Raw genomic sequence first — 18,268 nt, forward strand, 5'->3', positions numbered from 1 at the left:
CTTATGAAAAGTAATAGAATATTCATAAAAAAACCCTTTCAAACTAAAAGTTGAAAGGGTTTAAAATATATTTTAAAGATAATTTATCCTGCGATAACGGCTCTTGAAATTACAATTTTCTGGATTTCTGAAGTCCCTTCATAAATCTGAGTAATTTTTGCATCACGCATTAAACGTTCAACATGGTATTCTTTTACATATCCGTTTCCTCCATGAATCTGAACTGCTTCAACCGCAGTATCCATGGCAACCTGAGAAGCGAATAATTTTGCCATTGCACCGCTCACGTCATAATTTTTCTGATTGTCTTTATCCCAAGCCGCTTTCATACATAAGTGACGCGCTGCTTCGATATTAACCGCCATATCTGCCAATTTAAAAGCAATTGCCTGATGGTTGCAGATTTCAGTTCCAAAAGCTTTACGCTCTTTAGAATATTTTAGCGCCAATTCATAAGCTCCGGAAGCAATTCCTAAAGCCTGAGATGCAATACCAATTCTACCTCCTGCTAAAGTTTTCATTGCAAATTTAAACCCAAAACCATCTTCGCCAATTCTGTTTTCTTTTGGAACTTTAACATCCGTAAACATTAAAGAGTGCGTATCAGAACCACGAATTCCCATTTTTTGCTCTTTTGGACCAACAGAAAAACCAGGCATATCTTTAGTCATAATCAACGCATTGATTCCTTTATGTTTTAATTCAGGATGCGTTTGTGCAATTACCAAATATACAGAAGCTGTGTTTCCGTTAGTAATCCAGTTTTTAGTTCCGTTTACCAAATAATGATCGCCCATATCAATCGCAGTTGTTTTTTGCGAAGTGGCATCACTTCCCGCTTCCGGCTCACTTAAACAAAAAGCGCCATGAATTTGACCTGAAGCCAATCCCGGTAAATATTTTTGTTTTTGTTCTTCGGTTCCAAATTCCTGTAAACCCCAGCAGACTAAAGAATTATTTACCGACATTACTACAGAAGCCGAAGCATCAATTTTAGAAATTTCTTCCATAGCAATTACATAAGAGATTGCATCAAGTCCGCTTCCGCCGTATTTTGGATCAACCATCATTCCCATAAATCCAAGTTCTCCCATTTTTTTAACTTGTTCAGTTGGAAAAATTTGTTTTTCGTCGCGTTCAATAACTCCTGGCAATAATTCATTTTGAGCAAAATCTCTAGCAGCTTGCTGAATCATTAAATGTTCTTCGGTAAGATTAAAATCCATAGTTTTTATTTTATTGTTTTTCTAAACCAAATGAAAATTCAGTTTATGCGGTTTTTTATTTTTTTTGAAATACCTTTTTATAAAACAGGCTTTCAAAGATAATTTTTAAATGCGTAATTTACAATGCATGCATATAAATTTAATAGATCAGCAGCGATAACGATAACGTTTTCGTAAATATTCACTATTTATAATACAGAAGCAATAATTCTGCAGCGAATTTTCTAAAATTCAGGATCAAAAAAATTAAAAAATTGTGCAAAAAAATTTCTTTTTTTAAGACAATTCTTATCAGTAAAAGATTAAACAATTCATAAAGCATGCAAATCTACGTAAAACAAGTCTTACTAATTTGATTATTAAAGCAATAGAACAAAAAAATTAAAAAACCTAAGAAAAAAAACTTCTTCAAAATATCAATAAAATTGATAAATTAACATTATTTTTGACCAAAAATTAAATAATTGATAGAGTATGAGAAAGATTTTACTAGTACTTACACTCCTTTTAAGTCTGCTGTTTTCCGAAGTTTCTGCGCAAACTCACTTAGAAGTAAATGGTGTTACTGTTCCACGAAAAATTGAATTTCAAAGCAAAACTTTACAACTTAACGGCGCTGGCGGAAGATCGAAAATGTGGTTAGAAGTTTATGTTCAGGCATTGTACTTATCGCAGTTAAGTCAGGATCCGCAATTTATTATCGACAGCGATACAGAGATGGCCATTCGCATTGAAATCACCTCATCAATGGTATCATCAAGTAAATTAACAAAAGCAATGAATACCGGTTTTGAGAAATCGGCAGGAAGTAATCTTGAAGAATTACGACCTAGAATCGAGCAGTTAAAAAGCTATTTAAGCGATGCTATTACAGAAAAAGATGTGTTTGTTTTAGCATACAACCCCCTTGATCAAAATGTTTATGTTACTAAAAACGAAATTCTGAAAGGAAAAATTCAGGGATTTGATTTCAAAAAAGCATTATTCGGAATCTGGCTTTCTGACAAACCAGTTGACGAAACTTTGAAAAAACATTTATTAGGACAATAATTCTTAATTTTTTAAATATTCGAAAAGCCGTCCCGAAAAATTTCGGGACGGCTTTTCTTTTTTGTTTTATAAATTTGATGCAAATACATTATTCGCATTATTCTATTTTATACATTTACGCAAAATAAACATATCACAACAAAATGAAAGATTTATTACAACAATTTGAAAACAAAGCACCTGAAATTGTTTTCAATTGGAAAGATTCAGAAACAGAAGCCGAAGGGTGGACTGTTATTAATTCACTTCGCGGAGGAGCTGCAGGTGGAGGAACAAGAATGAGAAAAGGCTTAGACATGAACGAAGTTTTGTCATTGGCAAAAACTATGGAAGTTAAATTCTCAGTTTCTGGTCCCGCAATTGGAGGAGCTAAATCTGGAATTAATTTTGACCCAAACGATCCTCGCAAAAAAGGTGTTTTGCAGCGTTGGTACAAAGCCGTTTCTCCTTTATTAAAAAGTTATTACGGAACCGGAGGAGATTTAAATGTTGATGAAATCCACGAAGTAATTCCAATGACCGAAGAATGTGGTGTATGGCATCCGCAGGAAGGTGTTTTTAACGGACACTTTAAACCTACCGAAGCTGATAAAATAAACAGAATCGGTCAATTGCGTCAAGGTGTTATTAAGGTAATTGAAAACCCGAAATTCTCTCCAGACGTAACTAGAAAATATACAGTTGCCGACATGATAACTGGTTTTGGTGTTGCAGAAGCAGTTCGTCATTTTTACGCAACTTACGGCGGCGATATTAAAGGTAAAAAAGCAATCGTACAAGGTTTTGGAAACGTAGGTTCTGCCGCTGCTTTTTATTTAGCCGAAATGGGAGCAAAAGTTATCGGAATTATTGATCGCGACGGTGGATTAATTAAAGAAGATGGTTTTTCTTTTGAAGAAATCAGAACATTGTTTTTAAACAAAGACGGAAATAAGTTAGTTGCAGATAATATGATTCCGTTTGAAGAAATCAATTCTAAAATCTGGACTATTGGTGCTGAGATTTTCACGCCTTGCGCTGCATCAAGATTAGTAACTCAGGGACAAATCGATAATTTAATTGCAAACGGATTAGAAGTAATTTCTTGCGGTGCAAATGTTCCTTTTGCTGACAAAGAAATTTTCTTTGGTTCTATTATGGAAGAAGTAGACCGCAAAGTGAGCTTGATTCCTGATTTTATTTCAAACTGCGGAATGGCAAGAGTTTTTGCTTATTTTATGGAGAAAAAAGTTCAAATGACAGATGAGGCTATTTTTAATGATACTTCAGAAACTATAAAAAATGCGATTGTTAAGGCTCATGCTTTAAATTCGTCTAAAACAAATATCAGCGCAACTGCTTTTGAAATTGCATTGAAACAATTAGTATAATTTATTTATATCTCAATCTGAACGAGCCGCATTATTGTTGGCTCGTTTTTTTTTATCTAAGTTAACCACAAGGAACGCAAAGATTTGCGCAAGGAACGCTAGTTTATTTGTCGTAAAGTCGCGAAGTCGCAAAGAAACTAAAAAAAAGAAAAACTTTGCGACTTCGTGACTTTGCGAGATTTAAAAACAAACTGCTTTGCGAACCTTGCGTAAACCTTTGCGAACTTAGCGGTTAAATTCTCTCTTTCATTCTAAACAATTTTTAGTACTTTTAAACGTTTTTAATAATACAATTTCAAAATTCAGAATTACAATGAGTTTCACCATTTCTTCAGATAAAAAGAAATCATTACTATTCACTACTGCAATATATGCGGTAATCATACTATTGTTGTTTTTTATCCGTTTTTGGCCTCCTTATAATCCAGAGAACAACTCTGCACTTGCTGAAGGCGGAGGTGGCGGCGGTGTAACGGTAAATTTTGGTGACAGCGATGTAGGTTCTGGAGCGAATTATAAAAGCGAAGTTCTGGATGTAAAAAATAACGCCAAACAAGCTCCGGCAAAAGCAACGCCTGATGAATCTATTCTTTCTCAGGAAAATGCCGAGACTGACGAAACGGATGTTGTTATTCCAACAAAAGAAAAACCTAAAAAAAATACTCCAGTTGTAAAACCAGAAACTAAAGTAGTTCCTGAAAAACCAAAAGTTTCAAATTCTACAAACGACGCATTGGCAAGTATCATGAAAGGATCAAACAAAGGCGGAGACGGAGACGATAAAGCAGCGGGAAATAAAGGGAAATCAAACGGAAGTTTAGGTTCAAGCGGTTATTACGGATCTGGAGGTTCTGGCGGAGGAACCGGAGGCGGTAATGGAACCGGAAATGGTATTGGAACAGGAAGTGGTTACGGAGCCGGAAGCGGCGGTGGTTCTGGAGGCGGATCTGGATATTCTTTAGGAAACAGAAAAGCATTATCTAAACCAGCACCAAAATACACCTGCAACGAAGAAGGAAAAGTTGTGGTTGAAGTTACGGTTGATCAAAACGGAAAAACCATAAGCGCGACTCCAGGAATAAAAGGAACTACCAATACGGCAAGCTGTTTACTAGAGCAGGCAAAAATTGCTGCAATGAATACTAAATGGCAGTCTGACGATAATGCACCTGTAAAACAAGTTGGAAAGATTATTTATAATTTCAGCTTGAATTAAAATACGAATTACATAGATTTTCACGAATCTGTTTCTCATAAAAAAAGGCTTTCAGAAATTCTGAAAGCCTTTTTTTATATCATTGCGAGGAACGAAGCAATCACACGGCTGTAAGTAATACAAAGATATACCTTAGTGAGATTGCTTCGTTCCTCGCAATGACTTTGATTGTGTATGTTTTTTTACTTCGGACTTGTAGCAATTACAAATTTCAAATTGTTCTTCACTCCTATCTGCAATACATCAACTAAGTCTTGTACCTGCAGATTAAACGGAATTCTAACTACGACAGTCTGTGTTTTATCAGCACCTATTTTATTCATTAAAGTAGTTTCCAGTTCTTCAAAAGGAACGGGCTGTTTGTCGATATAAAACTGTTTGTCTTCTGTAACTGATAAACTAATTAATTGTTTATTCGTTTTTTCATTTGATTTCGCTTTTGGCAGCGTCATCTTAATAACATTCGGATTTGCCAGTGTTGAGATAATAAGGAAAAACAACAACAGGAAAAACATAATGTCACTCAAAGATGAAGTCGCAACCTCAGCGTGAAATCTTCTTTTTCTCTTAATTGACATACCTTATGATCTTTGAATTATGTTTACAAATTCTAATATCTGTTTCTGGATTTTTAAAGCAAAATCATCAATTTTTCCGTTCAGTAAGTGGTAAGCGCTATACGCGATAATTCCCACGATAAGTCCTGAACCAGAGCTAATCATTTTTTCGTATAAACCACCGGAGATATTTCCGATACTGATATTTTCTGTAACCGAGATACTGTAGAAAATTTTAATTACCCCAGAAATTGTTCCAATAAAACCAAGCGTTGGCGCAATACCAGCGATAAGTCCTAAGTGGCCTAAACGTCTTTCCATTTCACCAATTTCAATATCAGCGGCGCGGTCCATGTTAGATTCAATTTCGGCAATTGGTCTTCCAATTACTAAAACACCTTCTTTTAGAATATTTCCAACAGCTGTATCATTTCTTTCTACAATTGTTCTGGCTAATTCAATATTTCCGGCATGTAATTTATCGCCCACATCCTGCATTAATCTAGAATCGATTCTTGACGCTTTTTGAATATATAAGTAACGTTCAAAAATTACGTAAATCGTATAAAATAATAAAAGTGCGATTGGTATTAGGAAAAAACCTCCTTTTAAGATAAAGCCTAAAACAGAGATTTCGGTTTCTGGTGCAATTTTTTCGATCACTACGTTTGATGCGTTTGCGAGAGTATCAGCTTGTAATTGAATGTAGCTAAACATATTTTAATTCTGGTTTTTAATAATTAATTCTAAAAAATATTTCAATTTTGCAATAAAGATAATTTTCATTGTAATATTAAACTAAAAAAACTGAAAATTATTTCAATTACACACTATTTTATCCAAATAAAATGAACTATCAGGAAACAACAAACTGGATGTTTAATCAATTACCAATGTATCAGCTTCAGGGTGCTTCGGCATACAAAGAAGACCTGACTAACATCAAGTTACTGGCAGAGCATCTTGGTAATCCGGAAAAGAAATTACAAACGATTCATGTTGCGGGAACAAACGGAAAAGGATCAACATCGCACATGCTGGCTTCGGTTTTGCAGGAAGCGGGTTATAAAGTAGGTTTGTACACGTCGCCGCACTTAAAAGATTTCAGAGAAAGAATCAAAATAAACGGTCAGGAAATCATCGAAGATTTTGTGTGTGAATTTATCGCAAAACACAAAGATTTCTTTGAAGCCAATGATATGAGCTTTTTCGAAATGTCCGTTGGTTTGGCGTTTGATTATTTTGCTACAGAAAAAACAGATATCGCGATTATTGAAGTTGGTTTGGGCGGAAGACTCGACGCAACTAATATTATTACGCCATTGGTTTCGGTAATTACCAATATTGGTTTAGACCATACTCAGTTTTTAGGAAATACGCTTGAAGCCATTGCAGGCGAAAAAGCCGGAATTATTAAACCAAATGTTCCAGTTGTAATTGGCGAATATACTCCGGAAACACAGCCTGTATTTTTGGCTAAAGCCGAAGTAAACAAAGCGCCTATATATTTTGCTTCAGATTTAATTTCAGAAGTTTTTCCATCAGACTTAATTGGCGATTATCAGTTTCATAATAAAAAGACGGTTCAGCAGACTATTAAAATCGTAAATGAAACAACTGATTTCAAAATTTCAGATGAAAGCCTGAAATCAGGATTATTGAATACGGTTAAAAATACAGGGTTGCAGGGAAGATGGCAGCAATTGGGAGAAAACCCAAAAATTGTCTGCGATACGGCGCACAACAAACACGGATTATCGGTGGTAATGAATCAGCTTCGAAATGAAAAATATGAAAAACTTCATATTGTTTTGGGTGTTGTAAACGATAAAGATCTGGATTCTATTTTACCGCTTTTCCCAAAAGAGGCGCAATATTATTTCTGTAGTCCAAATTCATCTCGTGGTTTACCGACTGAAACATTGCAAAACGCAGCTAAAAACTTCGGTTTAATTGGAGAAAAATACGATTCAGTTGAAAGCGCTTTCGCGAAAGCCAAACAAAATGCCTCAAAAAATGATTTTATTTACGTTGGCGGAAGTACTTTTGTTGTTGCCGAATTGCCATTGTCTTAAGTAAAGACCAACCTCAGCAAAAAAATAGAAAAAAATCTATTTTTTAACAAATTCATAAACAACGAAATAGAACTTATTTTAAAAAAAGTTTTATTTTTTATTCGAATTTCTTTGCAGAACTCAAAAACTAGCGTATATTTGCACTCGCAATCACAAACGATAGCAACCTAGTAAAATAGGGCGATTAGCTCAGCTGGTTCAGAGCACCTCGTTTACACCGAGGGGGTCGGGGGTTCGAACCCCTCATCGCCCACAGAAATTCCAAAACTCCAAAGTCTTATGATTTTGGAGTTTTTTGCTTTATATACATTTCATGAATTTTATTGTTTATATCTTATTTAGCGAAAGCAAGAATAAATTTTATATTGGATTTACTTCTAATTTAGAAAAAAGGCTTATTCGTCATAATCAAAAAAGCAAAGGTTTTTCTGGAAATGTAAATGACTGGAGAGTTATTTATACTGAAAATTACGAAAAAAAAGAACCTGCACATAAAAGAGAATTACAAATTAAATCTTGGAAAAGCAGAATTCAAATTCAGAAATTAATTGATGATAAAGATTAGCTCAGCTGGTTCAGAGCATTCCGATTTTTCATCAGAAGTGGCCGGGGGTTCGAACCTTCCGATGAAAAATCGGAACAAGCTATCATCGCCCACCAAGAAACTCCTTAAGAAATTAAGGAGTTTTTTTTACGCTTTTGCGAATGTTCAAGGATTATAAATCCAACCTCATATTTGGGGAGATACTCAAGCGCCAACGAGGGCAGACTGTAAATCTGCTGTGTGAACTTCGCAGGTTCGAATCCTGCTCTCCCCACAAAAAAGTCCTAATGAAAATTAGGACTTTTTTTTATGCTTATTCAAAAAACATCTAAAACCTTAAAATCATGCGATTCCTCTTTTATGCGCGAGCAGGAAAAAGCATTAAACAGATAAGAGACACGCTTGAAGTTTTATCAAATAAAAGTTCTATTTTTAAAACAAAAAATACCAACATTATTTAGACTTACCAACCCAATTTTGATGAAAATAAGTCTAACATCATTAAACACATATCCTATTTAAGAGTTATTTTATGAAAAAAACATTCTATTCTGTATTGATATTAATTATAAGTCTTTCTTGTACAGAAAAAAAGACAAAAACAGAAAATGTTATAATTAAAAATATTAAATCCGATTCGGTTGTTAAAATAGATGATGATGAATTAGAAAACGATTCTGATTGTGTATTTGATGACAATTACAAAAAAATAACAGAAGAATGGCTGAGTGAACTTGAAATCAAAAAATATGTTTGGGATTCAAAAACTAACAAAGCAACATTAATATATAATAATGATACTCTAACTGTGTATAAAGGCGGTTGTACCCATTTTGTCAGTTCAGTAGAAATCAAAACCAATATCTACCAAAATAAAGAATTAGACAGTACTTTGATAAGAAAAATTAACGATGTAGCCTGTAAATTTAAATTTAATAATTATTGCAACAAGCTTATTGAAGGTCAATTTAAAAAAATTGATAATAGTAAATCATCATTTTTTTTGGAATTTGAAGATGATGATCCAGAAGATAATTTAATTTCTGAAAGGATAGAAATTTCAGAAAAAGAAAAAAGCACAATTATTACAATATCAGAGTATTATAATTAAAACTACTATTAACAGTGATTTACTATAGTAGCTGCAAATCAGCAAGAAACATGTTCGATTTGTAGCTTTACGATCTACTTTTTATAAAGCTCAATTTTTCTTCTCCTGCTGGCACGAGCGAGACGCTCGCGCCAGCAGGAGAATATAGAAAATCAGAAACCGAAGTTGACATTCATACAATATTAACTGCAAGAAAAAGGCATAATATCACTTTATAAAATTCTTATGAGAATCGGCTGATATTGTGCGATTTCTCCCTTCATTCGGAATAACAAGATTGTGTAATTTCTAAAAAAATCAAAATTATTTGCATATTGTTGTCACGTATACTATATTTGCGACAACAATTTAATTTTAAGAAAATGAAAGAACTTACATTTGCATCATTACAAGTAAAAAATTTAGAAGCATCAAAAGACTTCTACGAAAAGAAATTAGGGTTTGAAGTTGGAAATACTAATCCGCAGGCTTGTATTTTTAAATACAACGAAGGAAGAGCAAGTTTTGCTATTCGTACTCCGCTTGAACCTTTAGAAGATCGAGAATTAGGAATTGGCGTAGCACTTTGGTTTGCTGTTAACGAAAATGTAGACGAACTAAAAGAGAAATTCATCGAAAACGGAATAACAACGGCGGGACCAATTATAGATACTCCGTTTGGAAGAGCTTTTCATGTAAAAGATCTCGACGGTTATAAACTTACTTTTTTAGAGACAAAATAAAAGCAAATAATCCGTAATTTGGTTCTGATGGCTATCTTTGAAACCAATAAACTTGATTTTTAATATTGACAAAAATGCTTCAACATTATTATGGCTAAGGAAATTAATTTTCATTTTAAAAGTCCAAAAGACAGTCCCGGATATTTACTTGGACAGCTAACCATGCTTTGGCAGCGCAAACTAAAAAAAGTTTTAGATCCGCTGGATTTAACGCAGACTCAATTTGTGCTGCTGGCTGCTTTGGGCTGGCTTTCAAAAAAAAGCGATTCTGTAACGCAAATTGATATTGCGAACCAAAGTAATGCCGACAGAATGATGGTTTCAAAAGTATTGCGAACGCTTGAAGAAAAAGGTTTTATTACAAGACACGAACATGAAACTGATACAAGAGCAAAAACCATTCGATTAACGAATACAGGCGAAACAATTTTGCAAAAAGGTCTTATTGAAGTAGAAAACGCCGATCTTGATTTCTTTTCTTCTTTAGATGAAAATCTTCCGCTGTTTAATTCTAATATGGCAAATCTTATTGACAGAAATAAGACAGAGTAAAAGTGTTTCAGTTTAAAAATACTTATCAGAAAAATTGTATTTTTGTTTACCGCTCCCAAAGAACAACTGTAACATACATTTAAAACCTGTTTTTTACAGTTCCTGTTTATTATACTTAATTATTATCTTTGAATTATGAGCACACTATCAAGACCAAAACACATTGGAAGAAACATCAGTCGCATACGCGAACTTCGTGATATGAAACAGGAAGCTTTGGCACAAGCTTTAGGAACAAATCAACAAGCTATTTCTGCTATGGAAAACAGCGAAACTATTGATGAAGAAAAGCTTACGGCAGTTGCAAAAGCACTTGGCGTTACAGCTGAAGGTATTAAAAATTACAGCGACGAAAACATACTAAGCATCATTAATAATACATTTAATAGTCACGACAGTTCAACATTAAATGCAGTCAATTTTCAACCTACTTTTAATCCGCTTGATAAAGTTGTAGAACTTTATCAAGAAAAAGAAAAACTTTATGAACGTTTGATCCAGACAGAAAAAGATAAAGTTGAATATCTTGAAAAAATAGTAAAAGGAAAATAACCTTTTAAAACATAAAAAAACTCCATTATTTCTAATGGAGTTTTTTTATGCTTCAACTTTTTATTTATTCAACTCTTTGTCAATTTCTTTAATAAGTTCAACTGCAAGTGGTTTTGTATTTTCGTTATAAACCCTAAGATTATTGTTTCCTAGTTTAACAAGATACTCAAGCGTTTTTTTATATTTCGGATCTGAATATAATTCTTTTTCAGATTTATCTGCATTTTCTATTTCTTTATCAAAACACTTAAACAGATAATCATTGTACATTTTATTAACTTCATTAACAGCTGGTACAAATATTTGGTAATAGTTTAAAATTTTCTGTTTTAATTCTTCATTTTCAATGTAACCAATTTTACCACTTGATTTAAAACCTTCATAATTACCTATATTCAATATTTGCCCATGCGAATGAATAGGAAAACTAACTTTATTTTTAGACTTATAAATACTATCCAGCTGGGAAGTCGTTAATGCCAAAATCTTCTCATAGCTTTTGTTTGTTTTTTGATATGCTTCCATTTCATTGTCGATACTTTTTACGTCATTTTGCAAATCATTCTTTAAAGTAGAAAGAAACACAGATACTTCTTCTTGTTGGTGGCTATGCTCACTCCAACTGTGCAGCCATATTGAAAGTGTTACGGCAAAAACGATTATAAATATTTCTATTATTATTTCTTTTACTTTTTCTCCCAATGTATGTTCTGAATTTTTCACAGTTTTATAAATTTTGTTTGAATGTTTGGTTATTTCTTCTTGCATAATTAGTGTTATAATTTAACTCTGGTCCTTGTTTTTAGTTTATTTTACTTCTCTGTTAATTCTATGAGTTCAAAAGCGAATATAAGACTATTTGTAAAATCTCTTATTAATTTCTTAAATTCCGTATAAAACTTTTCTTAAATAGCTAAAATAATAACCATAAAAAACTCCTTAATTTTTTAAGGAGTTCTTTACACGCTTTTAAACTTTAATAATCAATCATTATTACTTTGTATTTTCTCGCATACTTTTTCAAGAAGACTTTTGGTTTGTTTAAAATATTTCATTTTATCATCAATCTCTTTTATTTTGGCTTGAAAAAGCTCAAGTGTTTCCGGTTTCGAATCTATTGTTTCGAACCAGCTGGTCAATATTTTTTTTATTTCTGCTAAAGTAAATCCAACTTCTCTTGCTTCTATAATGATTTCTAATCGCTGAATAGTATTGGCATCGTAATGTTTATAATTATTCGACACCACCTTTTCATCAGTCAATCCTTTGATCATTCCTAAATTCTCGTAATATCTAATTGTATGAATTGACAATCCTGTTCTTTTTGATAATTCGTTTATAAGCATAGTTTTATTTTTTAATAAAAAACAATAAAGCATAGAGTATAGTCTATACTTCATTGTTGCAAATATACCAGCTTTTTTATCTTATCTAATATATTTATCTAACTCTTATTAAATCCAAATCCTGAAAGTCAAAACTAAAATCGATGTTTGGAGAAATCCCTTTCATTTTAATAGATTGAGCTTTGCCGTTTTCATCCAGAGAAAACATGGCTAATGCATCGCAATTCATAGCTTGATATTCCCATTTTACAGCAAATGTATTGGCATTATAAAAAGCCATCGGGCCATTTAATTTAGGCGAACGGCAGGATTTAAACCATAATTGTTTGTTCTTTTCAAATACTTCAATTTCGCCAAACCATTTGTCTGCATAAACACCTATAAAGTCTTCGTTTTTTATTTTTACATTTTTTGAAAGCTTAACTTTTTCCCATACTTTTTTGGTTACATCATCACCCGTATTTCTATCCTCTTTCATCCATTCGACTAATTTATCTGTCCAGCCAAAATCGTCTAAACCCAAATAACTGTCTGAAATTGTATTAGAAACTGCGGAAAAAAGTCCGCCTCCGCCATTTTCAGTATTGGTTAAAACTACAATCCCTAAATTGAGATCCGGATACATGGTTACAATAGAAAGCATTCCCGGCAGACCTCCGGTATGCGATACTTTTAAATTTCCTTTTTCATCAGATACTTGCCAGCCTAAACCATAGCCGTTAAAATGAAAATTATATCTTGAGTTTTCATCTGATTCCTGAACCGTGTGGATTCTCCACATTTCTTTATGGTTTTTTAAAGAAAAAAGTGTTGTTTTTGGATCTTCTCCATATTGGCCTTTATTCAAACGAACAATCATCCATTTTGCCATATCTGAAGCATTAGAAAATATACCGCCCGCAGCCGCATTCATTTGATCTCCAAAAGCGTCAATTGTTTTTATAGTTCCGGATTCAGACGAATGCGAAACCGCAAAATTAGATTTGTCCTTTATCAAACTGCTTCCCACAAACGTATTATTCATTTGCAAAGGAATAATGATTCTTTTTTGTACAAATTCTTCATAACTCATACCGCTTACCCGTGCAATTACTTCTCCGGCTACAATATAAAGCAAATTATCATAATCAAATTTGGTTCTAAAAGCCGAAACGGGTTTAAAATACTGAAAACTCGTCAAGACATCTTTAATGGTAAAATTAGAACCATCGGGAAAAAACATCAAATCGCCCACTCCTAAACCTAGTCCGCTCCGATGAGTCAATAAATCCTGTATGTTGAAATTTTCGGTTACATAATCGTTATACATTTTAAACTCCGGGAGATAATCTCTTACTTTATCGGTCCATTTTATTTTTCCTTCATCTTCTAAAATAGAAAGCGCTGCCGTGGTAAATGCTTTACTGTTTGAGGCAATTTGAAAATTAGTATTTTCATTTACTGCTTTTTTTGTTTCTACAGAACCAACTCCATATCCTTTTAAGTGAATTATTTTTCCATCTTTAACAACAGCAATTGATGCGCCTGCCACTTTAAACTTTGTCAGGGCAGATTCCATTAACACATCAATTTGCTGCGATGTTAATTGAGCAAATGCCGGTGCAGATGAAAAGCAAATGCAGATCACTGATACTAAAAAACTATTTACTTTTTTCATTTTATGGTTTTAATAAGAGATTCAATTGTAGATTCTTTTTGATTTATTACAATCAACTGGCTTTTGTCATCGAGAAGGATTTTTTCTGCAAACTCCTTGTCTGCTTTAAACTGCCATTTTTTTAATTCCTTAAATTTACTTTTTATCAGTTTTAGCTTTTGAGAATTGTTTTTAGAAATGATGATGACTTTTGTCAACGGTGTTTCTTTCATTTTTTCAATGCTTGTTCCTGTAATCTCAGAATCATATTGTGTTCTGGAACGATAACGAAACATTCTTCCTATTGCAGTAAAATCATTTTCATTTTCTGAAAGTACATATCTATAAGTCATAATATTATCCAGTTCATTGATCCAATCTGGAAAATTTACCTCATAAGTCTGGATATATTTATCGATAAAATTTTTATCCATTGGCTTTTTCTCATCAATATATTCTTTAACCAATGGATAAATCTGCTTGGCCATAAGGTTTATATATTTTCTGTTATACCAATCGTATGTATCTGTTTTACCGTCTAGTTGTTCATAAACATAACCATTTCCCAGATCTGTTGCCAAAACTTCATTCATTAATTGATAAGCATAATTACTGCATTTCGATTTATTTTCTTTAAAATAAGTATCGATTTGAGTTTTTACTTCCAGCGATTGTTCGTCATAAATAATGTGATAAATCTCGTGCATCATAACACTAAACAAATCCTTATATGATTTTAGATCTGTTTGTATTGCACTTATAGCATTATTGCAAAACGCCTGCGCTGTGAAACCTTTAGAATTTGGCAGCGGATAAAAAGCGATTTCAAAAGGAATTACATTATCCCAGCTTGAGTTATAAAATACCAACCCTGTATTAAAGTAGTTTCCTATATGATGTTCATTGGAATATTTTGTAATTTCTTCCAATTGTTTTTCAAACTTTTCTTTATTCGGATTATAAATGAGTTCATTGTAAATTGGCGTAAATTCTGAAATGCTTTCTGCCAAATCAATCAAAGTTTTACTTGGAATAATACCTACAGAACGAATTTTAAAACTTCCTAAATCTCGAGTCTCAATTAGATTTTTTTTGAGGATATCTTCTGTCTGCATTGTTTTCTTTGATCCATAAGGAAACTCTTCAAACCTGCAGCTATAGTCTAAAATTAATTTATCAAATTTTGAAATTACATTTTTGTATTTTTCAAAATTATATTTCGATTTCTGGAACTCTGTTTTAAAAACATTATCAGGATAATTTTCAGAGAGATTCTGCAAGAAAACAAAAACCGCTAATTGTTCAGAATATTTAATTTTAAAAGTTGTTTTTTGCCCAAATGCAAAAAATGTCAAAAATAAGAATGCAAGTAAAAGTCTGTTCTTCATCCTGTTTATACGGCTGTTAAATGGTGGTTTATTTGTTTTTGGTTGTTTTTATACTTTTCTTATCTCATAAAAGAAGTATTTATCCTGCTAATATATAAGAAATATCTTTATTAAAAATTAAACTCAAAAATCTTATCCCTCAACCAAACAAATCTCAAAAACCGTTTTTTCATTCTCGGTTTTAAATGAAATATAACCGCCGTGTGCTTCTATGATGTTTTTGGAAAGCGTTAAACCAATTCCGGCACCTTCATTTCGGGTAGTAAAAAAAGGCAGGAAAATTTTATTTTCAATTTCTTTTTCAATCCCATTACCGTTATCGGTTATTTTAATGAAGATTCTGTTTTCTTTGGCTTCCGCCGAAATTAAAATCTTTTTCTTGCTGGTATTTTTTAAAGCGTTTATCGAATTTGTCAAAAGGTTAATAATGACTTGTTCGGTTTGCTGCGCATCAACATTTATCAGGCGTTTTAAAGAAATCGAATTCTCTACTTCAATGCCGTCTTTTTTAAACAACGGATTCATGATTTGAAGACAATTATCGATCAAATCCTTTAATTCTGTTTTTTCTTTTTTGGGAGAAGGAAGCATCGCCAGTTTTCGATAACCTTCAACAAATTTCTGTAAATGGTCACTTCGCCTTAACATGGTTTCGACGCTGTTTTTAATATCTTCCAGATCTTCTGCCGAAAGCGAATCTTGTTCTACCAAATCCTGCAGGTTTTGACAAATAGAACGAATGGGCGTTATAGAATTTAAAAGCTCATGCGAAATTACTTTCATCAAATTTACCCAGGCATCTTTTTCTTTTTTCTCGACAACATTCTGGATCGAATCTAACAAAACGATATAATAATCGTGTTCGAAAATCTCGGTTCTTGAAGCCTGTAGAACAAAAGTCTGGTTATTTTGTTCGTTGATGCTGATTTCTACAGAAGTTTTTATTTCATGAAAATCATCAACTTCAATAATTTCACAAAGAGACGGCAGCTGATTTTTAAGATATTTCCATTTTGATACTTTGGGCACATTAAAATGAGAAGAAAAATAATCGTTCATCAAAAATATATCCCAGTCATTATCGTGTTTTTGTAAAATGATAATTCCGGTTTCGATGTTGTTTAAAATAGAACGGTAAATAATATCTTTTGAAATTTGTTCGTTCTGCCTGCTCTTCAAAGTATCGTACAATTGAAACAAATCATCGTAATTACCATTTTCTTTATGCTTTTTAAAATCTGATGAAAAATCATCCTGAAGTATCGACGCAATAGTTTTATTGTAAATCAAGACAAAATTCCGAACATAAAAATACATTTCGCGAATAAGAAGAAAAACAATAAAAAAGCCAAATATGCCTGTAAAAAGCAAATTAATTTTAAAGAAATAAATCGAAATTTCGATTGCCGCAATAATAGCCAGCAATCGAAAAAAAAGCAGTTTATAGGTTTGCAGCGTTTTAAACATACTAATTAATATTGATATTATATTTCTCTAAACGTCTGTACAAAGAACCTCTTGACAAACCCAGCTCTTCGGCAGTTTTGCTGATATTATTATTGTGTTTAAGCAGTGCTTTTTCGATCGCCGCTTTTTCTACAGACGAAAGCTGAATATCGTCCGGGTTTTCATCATAAGGCGTTATGATTTCTAAATCCAGATCTGAAACGGTGATTTTATTGTTTTCGCAAAGAATAACGGCGCGTTCAATTTTATTTTCCATTTCGCGAATGTTTCCGTTCCAGGCATGATTTTCAATTTGTTCTAATACCTTTTTGTCAAAAGTAATTTCACCTCTTCCGTATTTATCCCTCATTTTTTCCAAGAGATATTCTGCCAGCGGAATTTTGTCTTCGTTTCTTTCTCTTAGCGGAGGCAGCACAATTTCCATTGTATTGATTCGGTAATACAAATCTTCCCTGAAATTTTTATCGGCAACTTCCAGTTTCAAATTCAAATTGGTCGCTGTAATAATTCGCACATTTAAAGGTCTTGCTTTTGTTTCGCCTAGTCTGGTTACGGTTTTGGTTTGAATAACCTGTAATAATTTTGACTGCAAATGCAGGGGCACATTTCCTATTTCATCTAAAAAAATAGTGCCGTTCTGCGCCATTTCAAAACGTCCCGGCGTATCTATTTTGGCATCGGTAAAAGCGCCTTTTGCATAACCAAACAATTCGCTTTCGAAAATATTCGAATTCAAAGAACCCAAATCGACGGCAATAAACGGATTGTTTTTTCTTTCGGACTGACTGTAAATATGATGTGCCAAAACAAATTTTCCGGTTCCGTTTTCTCCCAAAATCAAAACATTGGCATCGGTTTTGGCAACTTTATCGGCAAGTGAATAGGCTTTTTTTATAATTTCAGAAGTTCCAACAAAAAAGTCGTTTTCGTTTTCAATCTCTTTGTTCTTTTTTTGTTCTTTGCGGGATTTGTCTACCGCCTGTTTTACAGATTCTAATAGTTTTTTGTTTTCCCAGGGTTTTAAGATATAATCAAAAGCGCCCGCTTTTAATCCTTCAACTGCGGTTTCTACTTTTCCAAAAGCGGTCATTAAAATTACAACTGTTTTTGGCGAAAGCGTTTTTATTTCTTTTAATAAATAGAGTCCTTCTCTTCCATCTTCAAAACCTATCCGGTAATTCATGTCGAGCAAAACAACATCAATGCTGTTTTGAGATAGTAATTCGACTATTTTTTTCGGATTATTTAAGGTATGAATGTTCTCAAAATACTTTTTCAGGTATACTTTTGAAGCAAAAAGGATATCTTCCTGATCGTCGATGATTAAAATTGAAGCGTTTGTTTTTTTCATTATTGTTCAGTTTTGGACAAAAAGTGTCCAATTATGGACATTGTGATTTTTTTTGAAAAAATAAAAATTTAAAAATTAAGCAGTTACAAGATTTAATTTCTTGGC

Annotated in this window: 18 protein-coding genes and 3 tRNA genes; 12 read left to right on the forward strand and 9 right to left on the reverse strand. The window is 32.9% G+C overall.

Features of this window, described 5'->3' with window-relative positions:
• Positions 1-83: 83 nt before the first annotated feature.
• Positions 84-1,226 carry an acyl-CoA dehydrogenase gene (locus PQ462_RS21240; protein ID WP_121360051.1) on the reverse strand — a complete coding sequence of 381 codons (1,143 nt, stop codon included), beginning with the start codon at positions 1,224-1,226 and terminating at the stop codon, positions 84-86.
• Between the two features lie 474 nt (positions 1,227-1,700).
• On the opposite strand from PQ462_RS21240, the gene PQ462_RS21245 reads away from it, so the two are divergent.
• The 3 genes from PQ462_RS21245 to PQ462_RS21255 all read left to right on the forward strand — a co-directional run bounded on the left by PQ462_RS21245 (position 1,701) and on the right by PQ462_RS21255 (position 4,862).
• A complete protein-coding gene (locus tag PQ462_RS21245; RefSeq protein ID WP_274251481.1) occupies positions 1,701-2,276 on the forward strand; it encodes a chalcone isomerase family protein in 576 nt (191 codons plus the stop codon).
• A 143-nt stretch (positions 2,277-2,419) separates the two neighbouring features.
• Positions 2,420-3,646 (forward strand): Glu/Leu/Phe/Val dehydrogenase dimerization domain-containing protein, encoded by a 1,227-nt coding sequence (locus tag PQ462_RS21250; RefSeq protein WP_121360049.1) that lies wholly within the window; start codon positions 2,420-2,422, stop codon positions 3,644-3,646.
• A 313-nt stretch (positions 3,647-3,959) separates the two neighbouring features.
• Positions 3,960-4,862, forward strand: coding sequence for a hypothetical protein (locus tag PQ462_RS21255; protein ID WP_012022550.1), 903 nt, complete (start codon positions 3,960-3,962; stop codon positions 4,860-4,862).
• 182 nt (positions 4,863-5,044) lie between these two features.
• Here the strand turns inward: PQ462_RS21255 and PQ462_RS21260 are convergent, their stop codons facing one another.
• Both PQ462_RS21260 and PQ462_RS21265 read right to left on the reverse strand, forming a co-directional pair.
• Positions 5,045-5,440, reverse strand: coding sequence for an ExbD/TolR family protein (locus PQ462_RS21260; protein ID WP_044047417.1), 396 nt, complete (start codon positions 5,438-5,440; stop codon positions 5,045-5,047).
• A 3-nt stretch (positions 5,441-5,443) separates the two neighbouring features.
• Complete coding sequence (locus tag PQ462_RS21265) at positions 5,444-6,136, reverse strand: MotA/TolQ/ExbB proton channel family protein (RefSeq protein ID WP_012022552.1); 693 nt, start codon at positions 6,134-6,136, stop codon at positions 5,444-5,446.
• A gap of 131 nt (positions 6,137-6,267) precedes the next feature.
• Between PQ462_RS21265 and PQ462_RS21270 the strand changes: the two genes are divergently transcribed.
• The 9 genes from PQ462_RS21270 (at position 6,268) to PQ462_RS21310 (ending at position 10,975) form a co-directional block, all read left to right on the forward strand.
• Positions 6,268-7,494, forward strand: coding sequence for a bifunctional folylpolyglutamate synthase/dihydrofolate synthase (locus PQ462_RS21270; RefSeq protein WP_274251483.1), 1,227 nt, complete (start codon positions 6,268-6,270; stop codon positions 7,492-7,494).
• 178 nt (positions 7,495-7,672) lie between these two features.
• Positions 7,673-7,747: transfer RNA gene (locus tag PQ462_RS21275), tRNA-Val, on the forward strand.
• Positions 7,748-7,807: 60 nt separating this feature from the next.
• Positions 7,808-8,059: a GIY-YIG nuclease family protein gene (locus PQ462_RS21280; RefSeq protein ID WP_274251484.1), complete on the forward strand. Its 252-nt coding sequence runs from the start codon at positions 7,808-7,810 to the stop codon at positions 8,057-8,059.
• A tRNA-Lys gene (locus tag PQ462_RS21285) sits at positions 8,058-8,119 on the forward strand. The genes PQ462_RS21280 and PQ462_RS21285 overlap by 2 nt, the downstream gene beginning before the upstream one ends.
• Before the next feature lie 113 nt (positions 8,120-8,232).
• Positions 8,233-8,312 (forward strand) — tRNA-Tyr (locus PQ462_RS21290).
• 258 nt (positions 8,313-8,570) lie between these two features.
• Entirely contained in the window at positions 8,571-9,149 is a 579-nt protein-coding gene (locus tag PQ462_RS21295; RefSeq protein WP_274251485.1) for a hypothetical protein, read from the forward strand.
• 362 nt (positions 9,150-9,511) lie between these two features.
• A complete protein-coding gene (locus tag PQ462_RS21300; RefSeq protein WP_274251486.1) occupies positions 9,512-9,871 on the forward strand; it encodes a VOC family protein in 360 nt (119 codons plus the stop codon).
• Positions 9,872-9,961: 90 nt separating this feature from the next.
• Positions 9,962-10,423 carry a MarR family winged helix-turn-helix transcriptional regulator gene (locus PQ462_RS21305; RefSeq protein WP_012022556.1) on the forward strand — a complete coding sequence of 154 codons (462 nt, stop codon included), beginning with the start codon at positions 9,962-9,964 and terminating at the stop codon, positions 10,421-10,423.
• Between the two features lie 135 nt (positions 10,424-10,558).
• Complete coding sequence (locus PQ462_RS21310; protein ID WP_274251488.1) at positions 10,559-10,975, forward strand: helix-turn-helix domain-containing protein; 417 nt, start codon at positions 10,559-10,561, stop codon at positions 10,973-10,975.
• 60 nt (positions 10,976-11,035) lie between these two features.
• Here PQ462_RS21310 and PQ462_RS21315 read toward each other — a convergent pair whose 3' ends face one another.
• The 6 genes from PQ462_RS21315 to PQ462_RS21340 all read right to left on the reverse strand — a co-directional run bounded on the left by PQ462_RS21315 (position 11,036) and on the right by PQ462_RS21340 (position 18,163).
• On the reverse strand, positions 11,036-11,743 hold the full coding sequence (locus PQ462_RS21315; protein WP_274251489.1) for a DUF6090 family protein: 708 nt from the start codon (positions 11,741-11,743) through the stop codon (positions 11,036-11,038).
• 215 nt (positions 11,744-11,958) lie between these two features.
• Positions 11,959-12,321 (reverse strand): MerR family transcriptional regulator, encoded by a 363-nt coding sequence (locus tag PQ462_RS21320; protein ID WP_274251490.1) that lies wholly within the window; start codon positions 12,319-12,321, stop codon positions 11,959-11,961.
• Positions 12,322-12,415: 94 nt separating this feature from the next.
• Positions 12,416-13,978 carry a serine hydrolase gene (locus tag PQ462_RS21325; RefSeq protein ID WP_274251491.1) on the reverse strand — a complete coding sequence of 521 codons (1,563 nt, stop codon included), beginning with the start codon at positions 13,976-13,978 and terminating at the stop codon, positions 12,416-12,418.
• On the reverse strand, positions 13,975-15,345 hold the full coding sequence (locus tag PQ462_RS21330; protein WP_274251492.1) for a hypothetical protein: 1,371 nt from the start codon (positions 15,343-15,345) through the stop codon (positions 13,975-13,977). Before PQ462_RS21330 ends, PQ462_RS21325 begins: the two co-directional genes overlap by 4 nt.
• A gap of 132 nt (positions 15,346-15,477) precedes the next feature.
• Entirely contained in the window at positions 15,478-16,812 is a 1,335-nt protein-coding gene (locus PQ462_RS21335; RefSeq protein WP_274251493.1) for a sensor histidine kinase, read from the reverse strand.
• A 1-nt stretch (position 16,813) separates the two neighbouring features.
• A complete protein-coding gene (locus PQ462_RS21340) occupies positions 16,814-18,163 on the reverse strand; it encodes a sigma-54-dependent transcriptional regulator (RefSeq protein WP_121360039.1) in 1,350 nt (449 codons plus the stop codon).
• Positions 18,164-18,268 lie beyond the last annotated feature (105 nt).

Origin of the sequence: Flavobacterium sp. KACC 22758 (assembly GCF_028736135.1) — a bacterium.
GTDB lineage: Bacteria > Bacteroidota > Bacteroidia > Flavobacteriales > Flavobacteriaceae > Flavobacterium > Flavobacterium johnsoniae.